Source organism: Paraburkholderia sp. USG1 (assembly GCF_031570135.1).
Lineage (GTDB): Bacteria > Pseudomonadota > Gammaproteobacteria > Burkholderiales > Burkholderiaceae > Paraburkholderia > Paraburkholderia dioscoreae.
In genome coordinates, this window is record NZ_JAMWXW010000051.1 from 14,974 (window position 1) to 37,924 (window position 22,951).

At 64.2% G+C, this 22,951-nt stretch carries 20 protein-coding genes; 15 read left to right on the plus strand and 5 right to left on the minus strand.

Annotation, left to right across the window (positions count from 1 at the left end):
• The first annotated feature begins 2 nt into the window (after positions 1-2).
• The 7 genes from NE850_RS37805 to NE850_RS37835 are packed head-to-tail and all read left to right on the plus strand — an operon-like array spanning position 3 to position 8,810.
• Entirely contained in the window at positions 3-1,628 is a 1,626-nt protein-coding gene (locus tag NE850_RS37805) for a methyl-accepting chemotaxis protein (protein ID WP_007180107.1), read from the plus strand.
• 56 nt (positions 1,629-1,684) lie between these two features.
• A complete protein-coding gene (locus NE850_RS37810) occupies positions 1,685-2,149 on the plus strand; it encodes a chemotaxis protein CheW (protein WP_007180106.1) in 465 nt (154 codons plus the stop codon).
• On the plus strand, positions 2,146-3,543 hold the full coding sequence (locus NE850_RS37815) for a protein-glutamate O-methyltransferase CheR (protein WP_007180105.1): 1,398 nt from the start codon (positions 2,146-2,148) through the stop codon (positions 3,541-3,543). Before NE850_RS37810 ends, NE850_RS37815 begins: the two co-directional genes overlap by 4 nt.
• A complete protein-coding gene (locus tag NE850_RS37820; RefSeq protein ID WP_007180104.1) occupies positions 3,536-4,216 on the plus strand; it encodes a chemotaxis protein CheW in 681 nt (226 codons plus the stop codon). The genes NE850_RS37815 and NE850_RS37820 overlap by 8 nt, the downstream gene beginning before the upstream one ends.
• A complete protein-coding gene (locus NE850_RS37825) occupies positions 4,213-6,603 on the plus strand; it encodes a hybrid sensor histidine kinase/response regulator (protein WP_165187287.1) in 2,391 nt (796 codons plus the stop codon). The genes NE850_RS37820 and NE850_RS37825 overlap by 4 nt, the downstream gene beginning before the upstream one ends.
• 17 nt (positions 6,604-6,620) lie before the next feature.
• Positions 6,621-7,637: a chemotaxis response regulator protein-glutamate methylesterase gene (locus NE850_RS37830; protein ID WP_007180102.1), complete on the plus strand. Its 1,017-nt coding sequence runs from the start codon at positions 6,621-6,623 to the stop codon at positions 7,635-7,637.
• A gap of 60 nt (positions 7,638-7,697) precedes the next feature.
• The gene (locus NE850_RS37835) at positions 7,698-8,810 is read left to right on the plus strand and encodes a diguanylate cyclase (protein ID WP_007180101.1); all 1,113 of its coding nucleotides are present in this window, start codon (positions 7,698-7,700) and stop codon (positions 8,808-8,810) included.
• An 18-nt stretch (positions 8,811-8,828) separates the two neighbouring features.
• Here the strand turns inward: NE850_RS37835 and mdeB are convergent, their stop codons facing one another.
• Positions 8,829-11,570: an alpha-ketoglutarate dehydrogenase gene (mdeB, locus tag NE850_RS37840; protein WP_007180100.1), complete on the minus strand. Its 2,742-nt coding sequence runs from the start codon at positions 11,568-11,570 to the stop codon at positions 8,829-8,831.
• A gap of 152 nt (positions 11,571-11,722) precedes the next feature.
• Here mdeB and NE850_RS37845 point away from each other — a divergent pair, with 152 nt between their 5' ends.
• Positions 11,723-12,250 (plus strand): Lrp/AsnC family transcriptional regulator, encoded by a 528-nt coding sequence (locus tag NE850_RS37845; protein ID WP_007180099.1) that lies wholly within the window; start codon positions 11,723-11,725, stop codon positions 12,248-12,250.
• 77 nt (positions 12,251-12,327) lie between these two features.
• Here the strand turns inward: NE850_RS37845 and NE850_RS37850 are convergent, their stop codons facing one another.
• A complete protein-coding gene (locus NE850_RS37850; RefSeq protein WP_310700248.1) occupies positions 12,328-13,140 on the minus strand; it encodes an SDR family oxidoreductase in 813 nt (270 codons plus the stop codon).
• A gap of 176 nt (positions 13,141-13,316) precedes the next feature.
• Here NE850_RS37850 and NE850_RS37855 point away from each other — a divergent pair, with 176 nt between their 5' ends.
• Both NE850_RS37855 and NE850_RS37860 read left to right on the plus strand, forming a co-directional pair.
• Positions 13,317-14,252 carry a GlxA family transcriptional regulator gene (locus NE850_RS37855; protein WP_165187283.1) on the plus strand — a complete coding sequence of 312 codons (936 nt, stop codon included), beginning with the start codon at positions 13,317-13,319 and terminating at the stop codon, positions 14,250-14,252.
• Positions 14,253-14,321: 69 nt separating this feature from the next.
• The gene (locus NE850_RS37860; RefSeq protein WP_007180096.1) at positions 14,322-14,747 is read left to right on the plus strand and encodes an HIT family protein; all 426 of its coding nucleotides are present in this window, start codon (positions 14,322-14,324) and stop codon (positions 14,745-14,747) included.
• A gap of 117 nt (positions 14,748-14,864) precedes the next feature.
• Here the strand turns inward: NE850_RS37860 and NE850_RS37865 are convergent, their stop codons facing one another.
• Complete coding sequence (locus NE850_RS37865) at positions 14,865-15,158, minus strand: hypothetical protein (protein ID WP_232064232.1); 294 nt, start codon at positions 15,156-15,158, stop codon at positions 14,865-14,867.
• 167 nt (positions 15,159-15,325) lie between these two features.
• On the opposite strand from NE850_RS37865, the gene speG reads away from it, so the two are divergent.
• Together speG and sap1 are read left to right on the plus strand one after the other, a co-directional pair.
• Positions 15,326-15,868 carry a spermidine N1-acetyltransferase gene (speG, locus tag NE850_RS37870; RefSeq protein ID WP_007180094.1) on the plus strand — a complete coding sequence of 181 codons (543 nt, stop codon included), beginning with the start codon at positions 15,326-15,328 and terminating at the stop codon, positions 15,866-15,868.
• A gap of 452 nt (positions 15,869-16,320) precedes the next feature.
• Positions 16,321-16,659, plus strand: a complete 339-nt coding sequence (gene sap1, locus NE850_RS37875) for a surface attachment protein Sap1 (RefSeq protein ID WP_007180093.1) — start codon at positions 16,321-16,323, stop codon at positions 16,657-16,659.
• A gap of 253 nt (positions 16,660-16,912) precedes the next feature.
• Here the strand turns inward: sap1 and NE850_RS37880 are convergent, their stop codons facing one another.
• A complete protein-coding gene (locus tag NE850_RS37880) occupies positions 16,913-18,646 on the minus strand; it encodes an IlvD/Edd family dehydratase (RefSeq protein WP_310700249.1) in 1,734 nt (577 codons plus the stop codon).
• A 615-nt stretch (positions 18,647-19,261) separates the two neighbouring features.
• On the opposite strand from NE850_RS37880, the gene NE850_RS37885 reads away from it, so the two are divergent.
• Positions 19,262-19,816, plus strand: a complete 555-nt coding sequence (locus tag NE850_RS37885; RefSeq protein WP_035518473.1) for a YaeQ family protein — start codon at positions 19,262-19,264, stop codon at positions 19,814-19,816.
• Positions 19,817-19,853: 37 nt separating this feature from the next.
• On the opposite strand, the gene NE850_RS37890 is transcribed toward NE850_RS37885, so the two are convergent.
• Positions 19,854-20,279 (minus strand): VOC family protein, encoded by a 426-nt coding sequence (locus NE850_RS37890; protein WP_007180090.1) that lies wholly within the window; start codon positions 20,277-20,279, stop codon positions 19,854-19,856.
• Positions 20,280-20,675: 396 nt separating this feature from the next.
• On the opposite strand from NE850_RS37890, the gene ada reads away from it, so the two are divergent.
• On the plus strand, positions 20,676-21,857 hold the full coding sequence (gene ada / locus NE850_RS37895) for a bifunctional DNA-binding transcriptional regulator/O6-methylguanine-DNA methyltransferase Ada (protein WP_007180089.1): 1,182 nt from the start codon (positions 20,676-20,678) through the stop codon (positions 21,855-21,857).
• On the plus strand, positions 21,854-22,771 hold the full coding sequence (locus tag NE850_RS37900) for a DNA-3-methyladenine glycosylase (RefSeq protein WP_007180088.1): 918 nt from the start codon (positions 21,854-21,856) through the stop codon (positions 22,769-22,771). The genes ada and NE850_RS37900 overlap by 4 nt, the downstream gene beginning before the upstream one ends.
• Positions 22,772-22,951 lie beyond the last annotated feature (180 nt).

Below are 22,951 nucleotides of genomic sequence, written 5' to 3' on the forward strand. Positions count from 1 at the left end.
GCGTGAAACAATGGACAATCCGGCAACGGATTCTGTGCAGCTTCGGGATCGTGCTGATCGTGATGCTGGCAATGGCAATCGTCGCGTTCCAGCAGCTTGGCGGCATCGACCGCGATGCGAAGAGCCAGCAGCAGGACTCGATGCCCGGCCTCTACAACGCGACCGCGATGCGCGCGGCCTGGTTTGAAAACTACAGCGTCACGCAGCGCCTGATCTATGTCGACGCGGACCCCGATTCCGTGAAGCGCGACACCGCACGTTTGCAGGAAACCCAGCAAACGCTGCAGAAGATCATCAACGATTACGGCGCGACGATTTTCCGCGACGTCGATCGTGAGGTCTTCAATGATTTCCGCCAGCAACAGGCGCAGTACCTGTCGATCCAGGCATCGCTGCTGGACGCCTTGCCTGCTTCGAAAGACAACGCTGCGCGCGTCTTCAATACGCAACTCACGCCGCTCTGGGAAACCGGCCGGCTCACCGTGCGCAAGCTCGTCGAGAACAACAAGGGCTACGCGGACCAGTCCGCTGAGAGCATCCGCAGTTCGGTCGAGACGACCCGCGTCGTGCTGCTCGTCATGCTGCTGGTCGCCGCCGTCCTCGCCACGCTGGCCGGTTACTGGCTGGTGCGCGGCGTCACCACGCCGATGGCCAAGATGCTGCAAGTGGTCGATGTGATGCGCACAGGCGACCTGACGCAACGCCTGCAACTGAATCGCACGGATGAAATCGGCGCGCTCGAAGCGGGCTTTAACCGCATGGCCGACGAACTCACCGCGCTGGTTGGCCAGGCGCAGAAGTCGGCGATGCAGGTCACCACGTCGGTGACGGAAATCGCCGCGACCTCCCGCGAACAGCAAGCCACGGCGAACGAAACCGTTGCCACCACTACCGAGATCGGCGCCACGTCGCGTGAAATCTTCGCGACCTCGCGCGATCTGCTGCGCGCCATGAACGAAGTCTCGGAAGTGGCCGGCCAGTCGGCGGTACTCGCTGGCACCGGGCACGCCGGCCTCGCACGCATGGAAGAGACCATGCGCCTCGTGATGGAAGCCGCCGGCTCCGTCAACGCGAAGCTGGCCATCCTCAACGAAAAGGCCAGCAACATCAACCAGGTCGTCGCGACCATCACCAAGGTTGCGGATCAGACCAACCTGCTCTCGCTGAACGCGGCGATCGAGGCGGAAAAAGCCGGCGAATACGGCCGCGGTTTCGCTGTCGTCGCGACGGAGATCCGTCGCCTCGCCGATCAGACCGCCGTGGCGACCTACGACATCGAACAGATGGTCAAGGAGATCCAGTCAGCGGTCGCCGCCGGCGTGATGGGCATGGACAAGTTCTCCGAAGAAGTGCGGCGCGGCATGCTCGACGTGCAGAACGTCGGCGGCCATCTCACGGAAATCATCCAGCAGGTGCAGCAGCTCGCGCCGCGCTTCTCGATGGTGAACGACGGCATGCAGACGCAAGCCACCGGCGCCGAGCAGATCACCCAGGCGCTGACGCAACTCTCGGAGGCCGCGCAACAGACGGCGGAGTCGCTGCGCCAGTCGACCCAGGCGATCGACGATCTGACGCACGTCGCCAACAGTCTGCGCACCGGCGTGTCGCGCTTCAAGGTGACGGCCTGACGCGCCGCGGCGCTGCTCGAAGCCGGCATCCGCACGCTCATCCATCGCCTACGCCGATGCTCTTCATTCTCTTCACGCTCGATAGCGAACGGTACGTGATCGACGCGACGCAGGTGGAGCGTCTGATGCCGCTCACACCGCAGTCGCCGCCGAAGACGATCCCCGGCGCGCCCTCGTGGGTGGCGGGCGTGCTCGACCACGAAGGCGCGCCGCTGCCGCTGATCGATCTGCCGGCGCTCGCGCTCGGCCGTCCCGCCGCGCAGCTAATGTCCACACGTGTGGTGCTGGTGCGCTATCCGCATGCAGGCACGACACGTCTGCTCGCGCTGCTGCTGGAAGGCGCGACGCGCACCCTTCGTCTGGACGTGGCGGCGTTTCAGGATGCCGGCCTCGATATGCCGCACGCGCGTTATCTCGGCCCCGTCGCGAGCGAAGCGGGCAGCCTCGTGCAATGGATCCGCGTAGAGCATCTGCTGCCCGACGACGTCAAGGCGCTCCTGTTTCCCGAGGCGCACGCATGAACGCGCATCACGACAACGCGCCGCTCTATCGGCGCTTCGCCGAGCTGCTGCATCGGATCATGGGGCTCGACGCGGCGTCGCTCGGTCATAGCGCGATCGAGCGTGCCGTCGATCAGCGCGCCGCCGCGTGGTACGCGGACGGTCACGCCGAAGCCACGCTCACCGACTATTGGGAAGCCACGCAAGGTTCGCCGGCCATGCTGCAGGCGCTGATCGAAACGGTCGTCGTGCCGGAGACCTGGTTCTATCGCGACGCCGACGCGTTCAAGGCACTCGCGCGGCTCGCGCATGAGCGCCTCGCCGGGCGCGGCACCGCGTTGCCGCTGCGCATCCTGAGCCTGCCTTGCTCGACCGGCGAAGAACCGTACACGATCGCGATGACGCTGCTCGATGCCGGTATCGAGGCCGCGCAGTTGCGCATCGACGCAATGGATATCAGCGACCGCTCGCTCGCCATCGCGCAGCGCGCCGTCTACGGACGCAATTCGTTTCGCGGCAATGCGTTTGCGTTTCGCGACGCGCATTTCACGCGCACCGAGGACGGCTGGCGTCTCGCGCCGCGCATCGTGGAGGCGGTGCGTTTTTCGCGCGCCAATCTGATGCAGTTCGACGCGTCCGCGCCTGGCATCTACGACTTCGTGTTCTGCCGCAATGTGCTGATTTACTTCGACCGCGACGCGCAGCAAAAAGCCTTGCACGCGCTCAATAGCGTGCTGGCCGAAAACGGCACGCTGTTCGTCGGCCCAGCGGAAACCGGGCTGCTGATGCGCTACGGCATGCAGTCCGCGAAAATTCCTTTGGCCTTCGCATTTCATCGCCGCGCGCCCGACGAAGCGCAGTTGAGCCGCTGGCATAGCATGCCGCTCGCTACCGCCGCCATGCCCGTGACGACGCCTTCATCAACGCTCGCGCCCGTGCCTTTCGCGTGGCCCGTTCGGGTTGCACGCACGCCGTTCAATAGCGTCACGCAGTTCGCTCCGCGCGGCAGTATGGCACCGCCGATGCACGGAACGTCGATACCCGTCTCGCCGGCACACGGCCCGTTGTCTCCTCCGCCCAACCCCGCGCCGATCAACGCCGCACGCGACGCATTGCAGGCCGCACGCGCGCTGGCCGACGCCGGGCGCCTCGCGCAAGCCGAGTCGGCAATCACCGCATATCTGGCACACCACGCCCCGCACGCCGACGCGTTTTATCTGCTCGGCGTCCTGGCCGATGCCAACGGCGACGCGAACCTCGCACGCGGGCACTATCGCAAGGCGCTTTATCTCGATCCCCAGCACGCGGAAGCGCTCGCACATCTCGCGACGCTGCTGGAACTCGAAGGCGATCGCGACGGCGCACGTCTGTTGATGCAACGCGCGTCGCGCGCACAGGGAGCGCAACGTGGCTGATGCACACCCCGTGGGCTTCGACGACTGCTGGAATCGCATCGGCGTGCGCGGCGATTCGTCGTGCGAGCGTCTTGCCGAGTACGTGCGCTGTCTGAATTGCCCGGTGTTCGAGACAGCCGCGGCCAGACTGCTGGACCGGCCGATTCCCGAAGCGGACCTCTCGCAGCTCGACGCTCGCGTGCCGGCGCAACCGCGCGATGACGCGCAGGGCGCGAGCGAATCGTTGCTCGTCTTTCGCATCGGCGACGAATGGCTGGCGCTGCCCACGCCGATCTTCAAACGCATCGTGCAGACACGGCCGGTTCATACGTTGCCGCATCGGCAGCATCGCGCGGCGCTGGGCGTGGTGAACGTGCAAGGCGAGTTGCTGGTGTGCCTGTCGCTCGCGCACCTGCTCGGTTTCGAAACCGATGCCGCCTCTCGCGACGACCGCGCGCGTCACGATCTGCCGCGCTTGCTGGTAGTCGCGCGCGCTGAGGAACACGCAGTGTTCCCCGTCGACCAGGTCGACGGCGTGCACCGGCTTGCCGTGGCGAGCTTTTGCCCGCCGCCCGCCACGCTCTCGCAAGCGGCCGCCGCGCATACGCGCGCCGTCGCTCCGTGGCGCGGCATGAGCGTCGGCCTGCTCGACGCCGACGCACTCTTCGACACCTTGAACCGGAGTCTCGGATGACGGACGAGCCACGCCGCCCGTCGCTGATCGATCTGTTCCGCGAAGAAGCGCGGACGCAGGCACGCGTGCTCAACGACGGACTGCTCGCCCTCGACCGCGCGCCGCGCGATGCCGCGGCGCTCGAAGCGTGCATGCGCGCCGCGCATTCGTTGAAGGGTGCGGCGCGCATTGTCGGCGTGCAGGTCGGCGTCGAACTCGCGCATGCTATGGAAGACTGCTTCGTTGCCGCGCAGGAAGGGCGTGCGTTGCTCGACCCGGCCTGGGTCGACGAGTTGCTGCGCGGGGTGGATATCGTCGCGCGCATCGGCAATGATGAAGACGACTCGGCGCGCGCAGCGGTCGGTGCGTGCGTGGCGTCGTTGCAGGCGCGTATGGCTGCCGTGTTGCCGCATGGAGCGGTCGTGCGGCAGGATGTGGCGCCGCCGGCCGCGGAGGTATCTGAACCTGTGGCCGGCAGGGCCGCCGAGCCACCCGCGCCAGCGCCTTCCGTCAGCGCAAGCCCGGATCCCGACGCCGCATTCAACCTGCTGGCCGATGCACTGCGCGCCGAGGCCACGCCGCAACACGCGCCTGACAACACCGCCTCCCGCGCGTCCGCGTCGAACATCACGAGTAGCGCGAGCAGCATAGCGGCCGAATCCGGCCGCATGCTGCGTGTGCGCGCCGACAATCTCGACCGCCTGCTGTCGTTGTCCGGCGAATCGCTGGTCGAATCGCGCTGGCTGAAACCCTTCGCGCAATCGATGCTGCGCGTCAAACGCGTGCACCGCGACAGCACCCGCGCGCTGGATCAGCTACACGAAACGCTTGCCGATCTGAAGCTCGATCCGCGCGCCCAGGCCGCGCTCGAAGAAGTGCGCCGCCTCACCGCCGAATCGCAGCATCTGCTGGCCGAGCGTCTGGCCGATCTGGAGAGTTTCGACCGCCGCTCCACGCATCTGTCGCAGCAGCTCTACGACGCCGCCCTGCAATGCCGCATGCGTCCGTTCGGCGACGGCACCGCCGGACTCGCGCGAATGGTGCGCGACGTCGCGCGTTCGCTCGGCAAGAAGGTGCGCTGGCAACTGGTCGGCGAATCAACCCAGGTGGACCGCGACATTCTCGATCTGCTCGAAGCGCCGCTCGGCCACATGCTGCGCAACGCGCTCGATCACGGCATCGAAGCACCCGCCGTGCGACTCGCACGCGGCAAGCCGGAAGAAGGAACGCTCACACTCGACGCGCGCCACACAGCCGGCGCGCTGCTGATCACCGTGTCCGACGACGGCGCGGGCATCGATCTCGACGCCTTGCGCGCGTCGATCGTGCGCAAGAAGCTCGCGAGCGAGGAAACGGTCGCGCGTCTATCCGAAGCGGAACTGCTCGAATTCCTGTTCCTGCCGGGCTTCTCGCTACGCGATCAGGTGACCGAAGTCTCGGGCCGCGGCGTCGGACTCGACGCGGTGCACGACGTCGTCAAGCGCGTACGCGGTACGGTGCGCATCGCGCATGAGCCAGGTCTCGGCACGCGCGTGCAGTTGCAGTTGCCGTTGACGCTCTCGGTGATCCGCAGCCTGCTGATCGAAGTCGCGGGCGAGCCGTACGCGGTGCCGCTCGCGCATGTGAACCGCACGCTGCACGTGAGCCGCGCGGAGATCGAATTGCTCGAAGGACATCAGCACATCGCGTTTTCCGGCCGGCGCATCGGCGTCGTCACCGCGCATCAGATTCTCGACACCGCGCCGCCCGCGGACGGAGGCGACACGGTCAGCATGATCGTGGTCGGCGACGGCGCGCAAACCTACGGCGTAGTGGTCGACCGCTTTCTCGGCGAGCGGATGCTGGTGGTGCAGCCGCTCGATCCGCGCCTCGGCAAGATCAGGAACATTACCGCCGGCGCGTTGATGGAGAACGGCGACCCGGTGCTGATCGCCGATGTCGACGACTGGCTGCGTTCCGTCGAACGGCTCGTGGCGGGCGGCGATCTCAGGCGCATGCACAACGGCGTCGCGCATGCGGCTCAGCGCGCCGCGCGCCGCGTGCTGGTGGTCGACGATTCGCTCACCGTGCGCGAGCTCGAACGCAAGCTGCTCGCCACGCGCGGTTACGACGTGACGATCGCCGTGGACGGCATGGACGGCTGGAATGCAGTACGAGGCGAGCGCTTCGACCTCGTCATCACCGACATCGACATGCCGCGTATGGACGGCATCGAACTGGTCACGCTGATCAAGCGCGATCCGCAGTTGCAGTCACTGCCGGTGATGATCGTCTCGTACAAGGATCGTGAAGAGGATCGCCGCGCCGGGCTGAATGCGGGCGCGGACTATTATCTGGCGAAAGGCAGTTTTCATGACGAAGCGCTGCTCGATGCGGTACGTGATCTGATCGGCGAAGCTTACGGTTAAACCCACGGGTGACACGGATGAAAATCGGAATCGTCAACGACATGCCGCTCGCCGTCGAAGCGCTGCGTCGCGCGCTCGCGGCGCGCCACGACTACGAGGTGCTGTGGATCGCGCAGGACGGCCAGCAGGCGGTCGATTTCTGCACCGCGCAGCGGCCCGACATCGTGCTGATGGATCTGGTGATGCCGAACGTCGACGGCATCGAGGCCACGCGGAGAATCATGGCTCGCGCGCCCTGCGCGATCCTGATCGTCACCGTCGACGTGGGCGCGAACGCATGGCGCGTCTATGAAGCAATGGGCGCGGGCGCGCTCGACGCCGTCGATACGCCGTCGCTGAGCGGTCCGGACGCGCACAGGAGCATCGCCACGCTGATCGCCAAAATCGACCGCATCGCGGCACTCGTCAAGGAGCGCAACGCGCCCGGCGCGGCGGCCGCGGCAACGCCCGCGTGCGCGACGAACCGCGCCACGCCGCTGGTGGCGATCGGCGCATCGGCGGGCGGACCGGCGGCGCTCGCCACCCTGCTTGCCGGCCTGCCCAGGGATTTTGCGGCGGCCGTCGTCATCGTGCAGCACGTCGATGCGGCATTCGCCGCCGGCATGGCGGACTGGCTGAACCAGCAATCGGCGCTGCCGGTGCGGATCGCCAACGAAGGCGACCGGCCGCAGGCGGGTATCGTGCTGCTCGCCGCCACCGACGATCATCTGCATCTGAAACTGCCTAACGTGCTCGGCTACACGCGCGTGCCGGAAGAGACGCCTTACCGCCCTTCCGTCGACGTATTTTTTCAGAGCGTGGTGGCCCGCTGGCCGGCGCGCGCCGTCGGCGTGCTGCTGACCGGCATGGGCCGCGACGGCGCGATCGGACTCAAGGCGATGCGCACCAAGGGCTATCACACGATCGCGCAGGACGAGGCGACCAGCGCTGTGTACGGCATGCCGAAAGCGGCGGCGGCGCTAGACGCTGCCGCCGCGATCCTGCCGTTGCCGCGCATTGCCGCCGCGCTCGCGAACGCGATCAACGCGTGCTAGCCGCCCATTCGCCACTTATGACCCGCTTCGATTCCCTGACATTCTTTCTGGTTGAACGACATGGACACTTCTGAACCGCATCAGAACGCCGACGCGCAGAATCTCGCAGAAGGCGACGCGAACGCGCGGGCGCCGGACGCGGTGGACGCGGCCAATCTCGCTATCGATGACGCACTGGCGCGCATCCTCGGCAATCCGCCCGCGGCCGAGTGTCCGATCATGGTGTTGCTGGTCGACGACCAGGCGATCATCGCCGAGGCGGTCCGCCAGGCGCTGGCGGACGAAGAGAGTGTCGACTTCCACTACTGCGCGTCGCCTGAAGACGCGCTGCGCTGCGCCGCGGAAACACGCGCGACGGTGATCCTTCAGGATCTGGTGATGCCGGGCACGGACGGTCTCACCCTCGTGCGCCAATACCGGCAAAATCCAAAGACGCGCGACATTCCGATCATCGTGCTGTCGACCAAGGAAGAGCCGCTCGTAAAAAGCGCGGCCTTCGCCGCAGGCGCCAACGACTATCTGGTAAAACTGCCGGACCGCATCGAGTTGATTGCGCGCATCCGCTATCACTCGCGCTCGTATCTGAATCTGCTTCAGCGCGACGAAGCCTACCGCGCGCTGCGTCAGTCGCAACAGCAATTGCTCGCGACGAATCTGGAATTGCAGCGACTCACGCATTCGGACGGTCTGACGGGCCTGTCGAACCGGCGCTACCTCGATCAATATCTGGCGGCCGAATGGCGGCGCGGCACACGCGACAAGGCCGGCCTCGGCTTCCTGATGATCGATGTGGATAACTTCAAGGCTTACAACGACACCTACGGGCACGTTGCCGGCGACGAAGTGCTCAAACGGGTCGCGCAAACCGTCGAATCGTGCCTCGGACGCTCGCCGGATCTCGCGGCGCGCTTCGGTGGAGAAGAATTCGCGGTGGTGGTGCCGGGCACGTCGGCGGGCGGCTTGCGTCTGCTGGCGGAAAAGATCCGCATGGCGATCGAGGATCTGGCCATTCCGCATGCGGGTTCAGCGAGCGGCGTCGTGACGATCAGCATCGGCGCGGCGACGCTCGTGCCATCCGCCGCCGAGCCGGTGACGAAGCTGATCGAAGCCGCCGACGTCGGCCTGTATCGCGCCAAACGGGACGGCAAGAACCAGGTCGCGGTGAGCGACTGACCAATCAGCAGCCGCTTCCTAACATTGCCAGGAAGCGGCGCCGACTGCTGCGTCGCCGAAATACTTGCGGCGCGCGTCGGCAAGCACGGCTGCCTCGATCGTGCCCTCGTCCTCCAGTGCTTTCAGGGCGGCGATCACGATCGCCTTGCGGTCCACTTCGAAGAACTCGCGCAGCGCCTGGCGCGTGTCGCTGCGGCCGAAGCCGTCGGTGCCGAGCGTCACATAGCGGCGCGGCACGTAGGCACGTATCAGTTCAGGCACGGCGCGAACATAGTCCGTGGCGGCGATGATCGGACCTTGCGATGCTTCGAGCGCTTGCGTGACATACGGCGTGCCGGTTTCCTCGCCGAGGCGCGCGAGCCGTTCCGCCGCCATTCCGTCACGCTGCAACTCGGTGAAACTGGTCACGCTCCACACGGCGGCGTCGATCTGCCAATCGTCCTTCAACATCTGCCGGGCCGCGATTACTTCACCGAGAATCGCGCCCGCGCCGAGCAATTGCACCCTGGCTTGCGTGCTCTCCTGCATTTGCGCGGCGAGCGGATAGATGCCCTTGAGAATCCCTTCGCGCAGCGCCTCCAGGTTGCCGCCCGGCACCGAAGGCTGCGCGTAGTTCTCGTTCATCACCGTGACGTAATAGAACACGTCGCGCTGCACTTCGACCATCTCATGCATGCCCTCGTCGACGATCGCGGCAACCTCGTACGCGAACGCCGGGTCGTACGCGCGGCAATTCGGAATCGTCGATGCCGCCAGGTGGCTCGTGCCGTCCTGATGCTGCAGGCCCTCGCCGCCGAGCGTGGTCTTGCCCGAAGTCGCGCCGATCAGGAAACCGCGCGCACGCTGATCCGCCGCCGCCCAGATCAGATCGCCGATGCGCTGGAAACCGAACATCGAGTAGTAGATGTAGAACGGCAGCATCGGCAGATCGTGCACGCTGTACGACGTCGCCGCCGCGATCCACGACGACACCGCACCTGCTTCCGAAATGCCCTCTTCGAGGATCTGGCCTTTCGTGTCCTCGCGGTAGTACAGCATCGAGCCGAGGTCTTCCGGCTCGTACAGTTGGCCGAGCGGCGAATAGATGCCGACCTGGCGGAACATGTTCGCCATGCCGAAGGTGCGTGCTTCGTCGGCGACGATCGGCACCACGCGCGGGCCGACTTCCTGATCCTTGAGCAGCGCGGTCAGCATGCGGACCAGCGCCATCGTCGTGGACATGTCGCGGCCGTTCGATTCCAGCGCGAATTGCCCCCAGGAGGACACCGGCGGGACGATCAGCCCCTTCGATGCAACTCGCCGCCTTCTGGGCAGATAGCCTCCGAGAGCTGCCCGGCGCGCATGCAGGTATTGCATTTCCGGGCTGTCTTCCGCTGGTTTGTAAAACTTCACCTGTTCGACGTCCTCGTCCGTCAGCGGCAGGCGGAAGCGATCGCGAAACGCCTTGAGGTCGTCGAAGTCGAGTTTCTTCTGCTGATGCGTGGTCATGCGGCCCTGGCCCGAGGTGCCCATGCCGAAGCCCTTCATCGTCTTCGCGAGAATCACCGTCGGCTGGCCGTGGTGCGCGAGCGCTTTCGCGTACGCCGCGTGCAGTTTGCGCACGTCGTGGCCGCCACGGCGCAAACGGTCGATGTCGTCGTCGCTCAGTTGCGCGGCGAGCGCGGCAAGCTCCGGGTTCTGGCCGAAGAAGCGTTCACGGTTGTACGCGCCGTCGTTCGCGGAGAAGGTCTGGAACTGGCCGTCGACGGTATGCGCGAACGCGCGCAGCAAAGCGCCGGTGCGGTCGCGCGAGAACAGCGCGTCCCAGTCCGAACCCCAGATCACCTTGATCACATTCCAGCCGGCGCCGATAAAGTGCGCTTCCAGTTCGTCGATGATCCGGCCGTTGCTGCGCACCGGACCGTCGAGGCGCTGCAAGTTGCAGTTGATCACGAACACCAGGTTGTCGAGCCCTTCACGCGCGGCCAGTGAAAGCGCGCCAGTCGATTCCGGCTCGTCCATTTCGCCGTCGCCGAAAAAGCCCCACACCTTGCGGCCTTCCGTTTGCACGAGGCCGCGATTGGCGAGATACCGCATGAAGCGCGCTTGATAAATCGCATTGATCGGCCCGATGCCCATCGAGCCGGTGGGGAATTGCCAGAAATCCGGCATCAGCCACGGATGCGGATACGAGCACAAGCCCGGTCCGCCGATCTCGCGCCGGTAGTACTGCAGGTTTTCTTCGGAGAGAAATCCTTCGAGATAAGCCCGCGCGTAGACACCCGGCGACGAATGTGGCTGGAAGTAGACGAGGTCGCCCGTGCCCTCCTCGCCGCCCGGCGCCGTGGCGCGGAAGAAATGGTTGAAACCGACCTCGAACAGATCCGCCGCGGACGCGTAACTCGCAATATGGCCGCCGAGTTCGCCGTAAGCCTTGTTCGCGCGCACCACCATTGCGAGCGCATTCCAGCGCAGCGCGGCGGCGAGCCGTTCTTCGAGTTCGAGATTGCCGGGATAGCGCGGCTGCTGCTCGAACGGGATGGTGTTCTGATACGGCGTCACGCTGGTGCGCGCCGATTCCACGCCGAGCGAGAGCGCATGGCCCGCGAGTTTGTCGAACAGAAACTGCGCGCGATCTCGGCCGACATGCGCGACGACGGCATCGAGCGCTTCCAGCCACTCGGCGGTTTCCTGCGGGTCGGCATCCGCCTGCTCCGTCGTGTCGACACGATGGGTGTTCAAAAACTGCAATTGCTTGCTACCGCTGGATAAATCCGTCATGGCGCCACTCCCGCATCGACACGTTCGGTTCAGGATCGAATCAGTCAATGGTAACCATGTGCTCGCAAAATGAGCGTCTCATTTGCTTGTGTTCCCGCACTGCGATAGGCTATTTGTTCCGGAATTTGCCCGTGACACGGAATATTTTATCTATGACCACGCCACCCAGACGGCTCGACCGTATCGACATCGGCATCCTGAGCCAGTTGCAGCAGAACGCACGCATTACCAATTCGGATCTGGCGCGCTCGGTGAACCTCTCGGCTACGCCGTGCTTTAACCGTGTGCGCGCGCTCGAAAAGCTAGGTCTGTTCAAGCAGCAGGTCACGCTGCTGAACCCGGAGCCGCTCGGGCTGCGCATCAACGTGTTTATTCAGGTCAGTCTGGAAAAGCAGGTGGAAGACGCGCTACAGCGCTTCGAACAGGCGATTTCGGAGCGCCCCGAAGTGATGGAGTGCTATCTGATGACGGGCGACGCCGACTACCTGCTGCGCGTGGTCATGCCGGATATGCAGACGCTGGAGCGCTTTATCGTCGATCATCTGACGAAGATTCCGGGCATCTCCAATATCCGCTCGAGCTTCGCGCTCAAGCAGGTGCGTTACAAAACGGCGCTGCCGCTGCCGTCGTCGGGACTGACGCTGGTCGATCCCGACGACGTGTCGACTGACTGGCGCTGAGAGCGACAGCGGGCAGCGTTCAGTCGCCCCGCCCTTTGTCAGCGGCCTATCTGTCTTTAATGCGCTCAGGGCAGTCGTTACGCCGTTGCCGCGACGCGCGTATAGCGTGCTGCCGGCAGCTTGTGCGACAGGTTCGGCTGCAACTGCTGGCGCGCGCTGTTCAAACGATCCCAGTCTGCCGCGTCCGGCAACGACGGAATCGTCACCAGTTCGCCCTGATCGAGGCCGGCGAGCGCGGCGTCCACCATGTCTTCGGCGGTCATCACGATCTGCGACGGCAGATGCTCGACCGGCAGGCCCGCACGTCCCCAGAATGCCGTGCTGGTCGCGCCCGGCAGCACCGCTTGCAGCTGCACGCCCTTGTCGCCCACTTCATGGTGCAGCGATTGCGTCAGGTTCAGCACGTAGGCCTTGGTGCCGCTATACGTGCCGTTCAACATCTCCGGCGACAGCGCGACGATCGACGAAATATTGATCACGATGCCGTTGCCCCGCTCCACCAGGCCGGGCACGACGGCCGCCGTCAGGCGCGTGAGCGCGGTCACGTTCAGGTCGATCATTATTTCGAGTTCATCCACGTCCGAATCGATGAGCGAACGGGTCGCGCCAACGCCCGCGTTGTTGACCAGCATCGCGATGCTACGGTCCGCGCGCAGGCGTTCCTCGATGCGGCGCACGTCGGCTTTGACGGTAAGGTCCGCCGCGATCGTTTCGACGTGGCGGCCGGTCTCGCTCGCCAGACGCTCGGCCAGACCGTTCAACCGCTCCACGTCGCGCGCCACGAGAATCAGGTCGTAGCCGCGCCGCGCGAGGCGGTCTGCATACACTGCGCCGATACCCGACGATGCGCCCGTCACCAATGCCGTTCCTTTGCCTGCTTGCGTTGCCATTTGACTCTCTCCTTGTGGGCGCGGCGCGTTGCGCCGCTGCCCGTCCGATGAATGGGAAAACCCGGAAACCTCCGCCGCCGCGCGGTTTGCGTGGACATTGCGGTGTTGACGAGGCAAGTGTAGGCGCGTACCCTTTTGTCTCAAATGTCATATTTACCTCGTTTTAGGACATTGCGATGAGACACGTCGGCGTGGTGGTTTTCCCCGGCTTCCAGATTCTCGATATGGTGGCGATCTCGGTGTTCGAACTGGCGAACCTGGAGGCCGGCCAGCCGGAGTACCAAGTGGAGGTCATTTCCGAGCACGGCGGAATGGTGCGCAGCTCGGCCGGCGTCGAGATCGCCACCCGCCGGTTCAGCGATCCGGCGTACGACACCGTGGTGGTCACCGGCGCGATGCAGATCGCGCCGTCGTCGTCGGGATTGCTGGCGTTTCTGAACGACGCCCTCGCCGCCTCGCGGCGTACCGCCAGCATCTGCACCGGCGCGTTCGTGCTGGCGGAAGCCGGGATTCTCGACGGCCGCCACGCCACGACCCACTGGATCCACGCGCGCGATCTGCAACGGCGCTTCCCGCAGGCGCGCGTGGACGAAGACCGCATTTTTATCGTCGACGGTTCGGTGTGGACGTCGGCCGGCATGACCGCCTGCATCGACCTGTGTCTCGCGCTTGTCGAAAACGATCTCGGCGTGGAGGTTTCGCGCGCTATCGCCAAGAAGCTCGTGGTGTATCACCGCCGCACCGGCGGCCAATCGCAGTTCTCGGCCATGCTGGACCTGGAGCCGAAATCCGACCGCATCCAGAACGCCCTCTCGTACGCCAAAAGCCATCTGCGCGAGCCGTTGACGGTCGAACAACTCGCCGACGTCGCGCATCTCAGTCCGCGCCAGTTCAGCCGCGCCTTTCGCGACGAAACCCGCCAATCCCCAGCCAAAGCCATCGAGGCATTGCGCGTCGAAACCGCGCGCGCCATGCTGGAAGCAGGCCGCCACTCCATGGAGGCGGTGGCTGCGGAAACCGGCTTCGTGGATACAGAACGGATGCGGCGCGCGTTTCTGCGCGCGTTTGGCCAACCGCCGCAGGCGATTAAACGCGCGGCGCGCGTGGTGTAACACGGGTGATGGACAATACGGGTAACCGCAGCAACACCCGATATGACCTTCCACCATGAGAGGAACGCGATGAACTACGACGACAGCAATCCCTTCGCGAGGATTCTGCGCGGCGAATTACCCTGCATCAAAGTGGCCGAAACCGATGCCGCCCTCGCCTTCATGGATCTCATGCCGCAAGCCGACGGCCATCTGCTGGTGGTGCCGAAGGAACCGGTAGCGGAGATTTTCGAGCTGTCGGATGCTTCGATGGTGGCATGCATACGCATGACGCAAAAGCTCGCAATCGCGGCTCGCGCGGCCTTGCGCCCGGACGGCGTGTTCATTGGCCAATTCAACGGCGCCGCCGCGGGACAAACCGTACCGCATGTGCATTTTCACGTGATCCCGCGCTGGGAAGGCCAGCCGCTGCGCATGCACGCGCGCGACGTCGCAGACGCGGATACGCTTGAGGCACTTGCCAAGCGCATTCGCTCGCATTGGCGCGCTCACTGACCGGGTGCTGAAAGCGCGAGGCGCGGCGCACGGTCACGCGCCGCACGGCGGGAAGAATTCGCGCGGCGTAGCACGCAGGAGTGCCAATCGGCAGCGCGGCGCGAACGCGGCGCCACTTCAAAGGCGCTGCCGCGAGCGGCGCAGCGGATGCCGCCAGTCGATACGCCGCGGCTTGACATGCGCGGGTCGCATCTCGTGAAGATGGCGGTGTTCCTGCCACAGTTCGTCGGAGAAAAGAAACGCGACGATGAGCAGCGGAATGACCAGAAAGACGCCCAATATCAAGTGCTCGATCACGGTGGCCTCCGATCGCAAGAGCATGATTTCATTGTAGAGCACCGCGCGCACCCATACCGTGCCGCGGCGCTCACAATCGCCCGATCGCGCCCAATCGCGCACCTGCGGCAACATGACGCCCGGCACTCGCCAAACCCGCATGCCGCCGCGCGTATTGCAAAAAAGTGGCGTACGGAAGCAGGACTTTGCAAGAACTCCCCGCACCAGGCCCTGACTAACTGGAACGCGCCCGCGCCGACACGGAACGCGCGTTCAAACCAATAACTCTCAAGGGGAATCCAATGACTATCGAACGCAGCAGCGAACTCACCTTGCGCCCGCTCGAGCGCACCGATCTGCGCTTCGTCCATGAAGTGAACAACAACGCGAAAATCATGCGTTACTGGTTCGAAGAGCCGTATGAAACCTTCTCCGAACTGACGCAGCTTTACGACCAGCATGTGCATGACCTGCGCGAGCGGCGCTTCGTGGCAATCGACAACGAGGGGCAGACCGTCGGGGTCGTCGAATTGATCGAACTCGACTACATTCACCGGCGAGGCGAGTTTCAGATCATCATCGCGCCTCATGCACAAGGCCGCGGCTATGCAACCCTCGCCACGCAACTTGCAACCGACTATGCGTTTTCAGTGCTGAACTTGCGCAAGGTCTATCTGATCGTCGACAAGGCGAATACAGCGGCCATTCACGTCTACGAGAAGTGCGGCTTCCGGCACGAAGCCGAGCTGATCGAAGAATTTTTCGGCAACGGCAGCTATCACAACGCTCTGCGCATGTGCATGTTCCAGGACGAATTCTTCAAGGTGAATCAGCACGTCTATTGAGTGTGCGACTGCGCAGCGCCCTCACCAAACAAACCCCGCACGCACCGCTCGTGGTACCTGGCACTGTTTATCTTCTGCAAATACACCGTTATTTTGTCATTCCTGTTTAGCCAGCTGAATGACTTTGTGTGCAACGCACCAACTGCCCGCAATAAATGTAGTAAATCGCTTAATTGACGCCCCTCGTTTACGCGAATACGCGTCGCAAAGCTTTACTGGTTAAAGCGGCGCGCGTCACCCATTTGCGGATTATCGATCGCAAGGACACTTGATCAAGTCGCTGCTCAACAGATAACCCGGCGCAAACGCTGGTGCGACAATTAGCCGCTGTTGCAACCGCACACAAGATGTGCTTGTCGTTCTCTCGCGTTCTCCTAAAGTGCAAGGTGCGGGTTCAACGTTAAAGTTAAATACATAGCTAACCTGAGTATCCACCCGCACCGGAGGAAAATATGAAAACGCGAATCGCCCTTGTTTTCGCCATTGCGGGATTGGCTGCCGCGACAGTTCAGGCGCAAGACGTCGTGATCAAGCCGCAGCAAACCATCCAGTTCAAGGCCAATGGGTATGGCTGCCTGTCGAAGGATAAACTCGACGCCGCCGACCAGCATGCGCAAGCCGGTGAACAGCAAAAAATGCAGGAATTCTTCTCCGGATACCAGTGTGTTTCGACGCCAGAAAACTCGAGCTTCCGCGTTGTGCGCGTGGTCGGACACGACGTCGAATTCGTGAATTCCGGCAATAGCGACACGCAAGGACTTTGGGCGAACGATCGATTCATCAAGCAATAAGCTGAACGCTCATATTCCGGTTCGGCATGCGTCGATCCTCTGACTTTATAAAAAGCCGGAGGCGGTGAACCTGTGAGTTAAAAATCGGCTGGGCATGAAATGCCTGGCCGTTTTTTATTTGCGTGCGCTTTTTAGTCGCCTTGAAACGGACAGAAAAAAGCCGATGCGGACGCTGTCCATCGGCATCGGCAGTGCGCTTGATTGGCAGGTGCAGGAAACGACCGCTGGCTCATGGCGCGCGCGGCCGTGCCGATCAGTGAGAATCGCGCGGCACCGGCGCACCGCTCGATCCCACCAGGAAATCGAGATCCGCGCCCTGATCCGCTTGCAACACGTGCTCGACATAGAGCTTGTAGTAGCCGCGCTTAGGCGCCTCGGGCGCCTGCCATACGGCGCGCCGGCGCGCGAGTTCCTCGTCGGTGACGTCGAGATGCAGGCGGCGTGCGTCGACGTCCAGCTCGATCATGTCGCCGGTCTGCACGAAAGCGAGCGGGCCGCCCGCGGCCGCTTCCGGCGACACGTGCAGCACCACCGCGCCGTAGGCCGTGCCGCTCATGCGGCCGTCGGAAATGCGCACCATGTCTGTGATACCCTTTCGCAGCACTTTTTTCGGCAGCGGCATATTGCCGACTTCCGCAAAGCCCGGATAACCCTTCGGCCCCGCGCCCTTGAGCACCATGATGCAATGCTCGTCGATGTCGAGCGACTCGTCGTCGATCTTCGCGTGCAGTTCCTCGACGTTCTCGAACACCACCGCGCGGCCGCAATGCTTGAGCAACCGCGCGGTCGCCGCCGACGGTTTGATCACCGCGCCATTCGGCGCCAGGTTGCCCTTGAGCACCGCGATTCCGGCCTTCGGCTTGAACGGCTCGGCGAACGTCGTGATGACCTTCTGGTCGTGATTCGGCGCGTTGCGTACGTTGTCCCAGATCGTCTTGCCGTTCACCGTCAGCGCGTCGCGATGCAGCAGGCCTTGCTCGCCGAGTTGCTTCAACACCGCGGGCAGACCGCCCGCGTAGTAAAAATCCTCCATCAGATATTCGCCAGACGGTTGCAGATTCACGAGACACGGCACGTTCGAACCCAGTTCCCAATCCTCCAGCGACAACTCCACGCCAATGCGCCTCGCCAGCGCAATCAGATGAACGACCGCGTTGGTCGAACCGCCGATCGCCGCATTCGTGCGGATCGCGTTTTCGAATGCCTGGCGCGTGAGAATCCGGTCCATCGTCAGATCCTCGCGAACCATGTCGACGATACGCCGGCCCGCGAGATGCGCGAGCACCTGACGGCGCGCATCGACGGCAGGAATCGCTGCGTTATGCGGCAAGCCCATGCCGAGCGATTCGACCATCGAGGCCATCGTCGACGCCGTGCCCATCGTCATGCAGTGGCCGCGCGAGCGGTTCATGCACGACTCGGCTTCGGTGAATTCTTCCTGCGTCATCGTGCCGGCGCGCACTTCCTCGGACATCTGCCAGACACCGGTGCCTGAGCCGATGTTCTTGCCGCGAAACCGGCCGTTGAGCATCGGTCCGCCGGAGACGGCCAGCGAGGGCAGGTTGCATGACGCCGCGCCCATCAGCAACGCGGGCGTGGTCTTGTCGCAGCCGACGAGGAGGATCACGCCGTCCATGGGATTGCCGCGAATCGACTCCTCGACGTCCATCGAGGCGAGGTTGCGAAACAGCATCGCCGTGGGCCGCAAGTTGGTCTCTCCGAGCGACATCACGGGAAACTCGAGCGGCAGGCCGCCCGCTTCATGTACGCCTTTTTTCACGTACTCCGCGAGTTCGCGAAAATGCGCGTTGCACGGCGTCAGTTCGGACCACGTATTGCAGATGCCGATCACCGGGCGCCCGTCGAATTCGTCGTGTGGAATGCCCTGGTTTTTCATCCACGAACGATGCAGAAAACCGTCACGGTCCTCAAGGCCAAACCACGCCTGGCTACGCAGCGGCTTCCTGGTCTGGTTGGAATCAGCCATGAAATCTCCTGTTGGCAAACATGTGGAGCGGGGCGCAACCGCGGGCGTGAAAGCGCGCTACCCGCATCATCTCGAAAATGAGACGGGTTTGACACCTCGCGAAATCGTCAGTGCCAGTTGGGTTTTGTAGTCGCTAGCAGCGTTTTGCGCCATCGCTTCGATCTGATGTTTTCGCCGATCAGGCCGGATTCGCCATAAAACGTAGCGAATACTGACCGTTTTCCGGCGCTTTCGAACTCGCGGCTCCAAAGCGACATGTTGCCGGTTTTACCTGCCGAAGTGACGCGTCAATACCAACAGTACGCGTTCTGAAGCGAGTGTCCGATCGATTTACCGTACAGCATGGATACATTCGGTATCATCACGCGCCAGTCGTACTTACTTTCGCGAGCAGCCTCGGTGATGCTCAAAGCCTTGCGGGAAGCCGCCGACGGGTCTAGGGCACGGCTTCCGGGCCGTCAGTGGCGCGATAAATGCTTCTTCCGTGGCAATGGCAGCCGGCTGACGGCGCGGGAGGAACAGGCAATGTACAACAAACACGGAAAACGGCAACGCGCCGTCGATGATTCTTTTTCAGTTCGCTCCGGTGGAGCGAACGTCTGGTTTAGCAACGGCATGGCTCTCAAATCTACGATTTATAAAGCGGAACTGCAGATCGCCAACATGGACCGGCACTACTACGCCGACCATTCGCTGACGATCGCCCGCCACCCCTCGGAAACCGACGAACGGATGATGGTCCGTGTCGCCGCATTCGCACTGTTCGCGCGGGAACGCCTCGAATTCTGCAAAGGTCTGTCGGACGTGGACGAACCGGACCTGTGGGAAAAGGACCTCACCGGCGCAATCGAAACCTGGATCGAAGTCGGCCAGCCGGACGAACGGCGCATTGCCAAGGCGAGCGGCCGCTCGACCGAGGTGATCGTGATCGCCTATGGCGGCCGCGCGTCGGACATCTGGTGGCAGGGCGTGCGCAACAAGGTGGAACGCATGCGCAACGTGACCGTGTGGACGCTGGGCGAAGGCGTTGCCACGGCGCTCGGCTCGCTGGCCGAACGGACCATGCGGCTGCAATGCACAGTTCAGGACGGTGAAGCCTGGCTCGGCAGCGCCGAAGCCGATGCGGTGAAAATCGAATGGACGGTGCTGAAGGCGCCCGCCAACGCCTGATGTTTGCCGCTTCTCAAGGCTTAACGCGTGAAGCACCCTAAAGCGACGTCACGCGCGCCGCTTCCGGCGGCCCCTTGAGTTCGACCATGTTGCCCTCCGGGTCGAACAGATACAGCGACTGTCCATAGCCGTCCGCGCCGTAGCGCAGTCCCAGTTCGCCCAGCCGCGCGCCGCGTTCGGCGAGATGCGTCTTGAGCGCTTCGGCGTCGAATGGCTCGATGCGCAAACAGAGGTGATCCATATTCCGGCCCGTGCCCGGCACGCCGTTTTCGGCATGATCAGGTTTGGCGCCTACCTGCAATAGATCGATCAGCGAGCGCCCCGCGCGCAGTTGCGTCAGGCCGAGATCGCGCTGCTCCTTCTCCACGCTACAGCCGAGCACATCGCAGTAAAAACGCGCCATCGCCTCGACGTTCGTCGCCCGAATGACGACGTGATCAATCTCTCGAATGTGGATTTTCATGTCGAACGCCCCTTGGCTGGTTCGAGGAAGGGATGAATAGCCAGTGTAGAAGAAAGGGCGGCGCTGCGAGCGAGGGCCGGATCGGACAGGTACAGGCGAAAAAAAGCCCGCTCTATGTGGAGCGGGCTGAATCCATATCAGGAGGAGACATGGAGGAGACAAGTACTAATATACACATGGGGTTGGTGCGACGCAATAACTTTTTAAGGGAAAACCCGATATCGTGCAGAATTGTCGCAGTTTGCGGCAAAACGGGCGCCTGGCGGGGCTTCGGGCGCTACGAAGAAGCTACGAAATGGCTACGAACAAGCGCAATGACAGAGCAAGAACCGGGGCGTAGTGTGTCGGCATGCGGCCTACATTGGTGAGCATCGACACCGCCTTTCCGGGACCATCATGAACCGCAATCCTTCCGATACCGCCTTCGGCGCCGCCAGTTGGAGTTCCGACGACGAGCGCTGGGAAGCCGTCACGCGCCGCGAACCGCAAGCCGACGGCGCGTTCTTCTACGGCGTCAAAACGACCGGCGTGTTCTGCCGGCCGTCGTGTGCGTCGCGCCAGCCGCGCCGCGAGAACGTCGCGTTCTTCACCGACGCCGCCGCCGCACGCACCGCGGGCTTTCGCGATTGCAAGCGGTGCCAGCCCGGCGGTTTGCCGCGCGAGCTTGAGATCGTGAACCGCGCATGCGCCGCGCTCGACGCCGACCCGCAACAACGCCTCACGCTCGCCCAGTTAAGCGACGCCGTGCACATCAGCCCGTTCCACTTGCAGCGTCTGTTCAAGCGCGTGGTGGGCGTGTCGCCGCGTCAATATCAGGCCGCGCAGCGGGGCGCCGCGTTGCGCGACGCGCTCCAGAGCGGCTCGGACGTCACTCGCGCCACGCTCGACGCGGGCTTCGGCTCGCCATCGCGGATGTATGACAGCGCCCCGGCCGAACTCGGCATGGCGCCGTCCGCGTATCGCCGCAAGGGCGCGGGGCTTACCGTGCGCTACACGAGCGCGTCGACGCCGCTCGGCTTCGTGCTCGTCGCGGCCACGGAGAAGGGCATCTGCAAAATCGGTTTCGGCGCCGACACCGCCATGCTCGCCGACGACCTGCGCAGTGAATTTGCCAACGCCGACCTGTTGGAAGATACCGGACACCTCGCGCCGTTCATCGCGCAGATCGACGCCTACTTGCGAGGCACGCGCCAGGACTTCGATCTGCCGCTCGATATTGCCGCGACGGCATTCCGCCAGCGTGTGTGGGACGCGTTGCGGCGCATCCCCTACGGCGAGACGCGCAGCTATTCGCAGATCGCCGAAACGGTCGGCGCACCGCGTGCCGTGCGCGCGGTAGCCAGCGCGTGCGCAACGAATCCGGTGGCACTGGCGATTCCTTGTCATCGCGTAGTGGCAAAGGGCGGGGCGCTGGCGGGATATCGCTGGGGTCTGCCGCGCAAGGCTGCGCTGCTCGACAACGAGGCACAACATGCCGGCGATTTTTCGCGCAGCCAGACGACGCGCGACGAACGCGTCCTTGCCGACGCCGGTATCGGCAACGAAACCTCCACCACCAAACTGGACCACGCCGCGTGAGCACGCCTGACGAAGTCGCTACCCTCGAATTGCCGTTCAAACCACCCTTCGACTGGCCGCGTCTGCTGCGTTTCTTCGGCGGACGCGCAACGCCGGGCGTCGAAGCGGTGGAAGACGGCGCGTACCGTCGCGCGATCGATTGGGCCGGCGACAGCGGCACACTCAGCGTGCGTCTGCATCCGCGCAAGCGCTGCGTTGTCGCCAGCATTGAAGGGCCCGTGAGCCGCCACGCCGATGCGCTCGTTACGCCGATTGCGAAGATGTTCGACCTGCATGCCGATCCGAAAAAGATCGGCGCCGAACTCGCCGCAGATCCGTGGCTCGCGCCGCTCGTCGAAGCGGTGCCCGGCCTGCGTGTGCCGGGCGCGTGGTCGGGCTTCGAACTGGTGGTGCGCGCAATCGTCGGGCAGCAGGTCAGCGTGAAGGCGGCGACCACCATCATCGGCAGGCTCGTGCAGCGCGCCGGCGGGCGCATCGAGGGACATCCGCATGAGAACACCGCCTGGCGCTTTCCGACGCCGGCCGCGCTGGCCGCCGTGGATCTCGCGCAGATCGGTATGCCGGGTAAGCGTGTGGCGGCGCTGCAGGGTTTCGCGCACGCAGTCGCCACAGGCGACGTGCCGCTCGACAGCAACACGGCCGACGCGGACAGCCTGCGCGCCGCGTTGCTCGCGCTGCCCGGCATCGGCCCCTGGACCGTCGAGTACGTCGCCATGCGCGCATGGCGCGACGCCGACGCGTGGCCCGCATGGGACCTCGTGCTGATGCAGTCGATCTGCGCGCGCGATCCGTCGCTCGTGCGGCCCACGCAGCAACGTACCCGCACCGACACGTGGCGGCCGTGGCGGGCGTACGCGGCGATGCATCTGTGGAACGAAGTGGCGGACCGTGCCGGCGCCGCGCGTGGCGGCTGAAGCCTGGCACCGGGCGGGGAGAAAAGCGGATCGCGCGCAAGGTGCGCGGCGGCTACAGCGATGGGGCGCACAGCCGACAGATTGGCTCAAAAACCACCCGGATTGTCCGGAAAAGAGGCCGCCCGGAGTACCCGGATGGGCCGCAGGAACGGCCTCAAGCAGCGGTTGTGGCGAGATGTT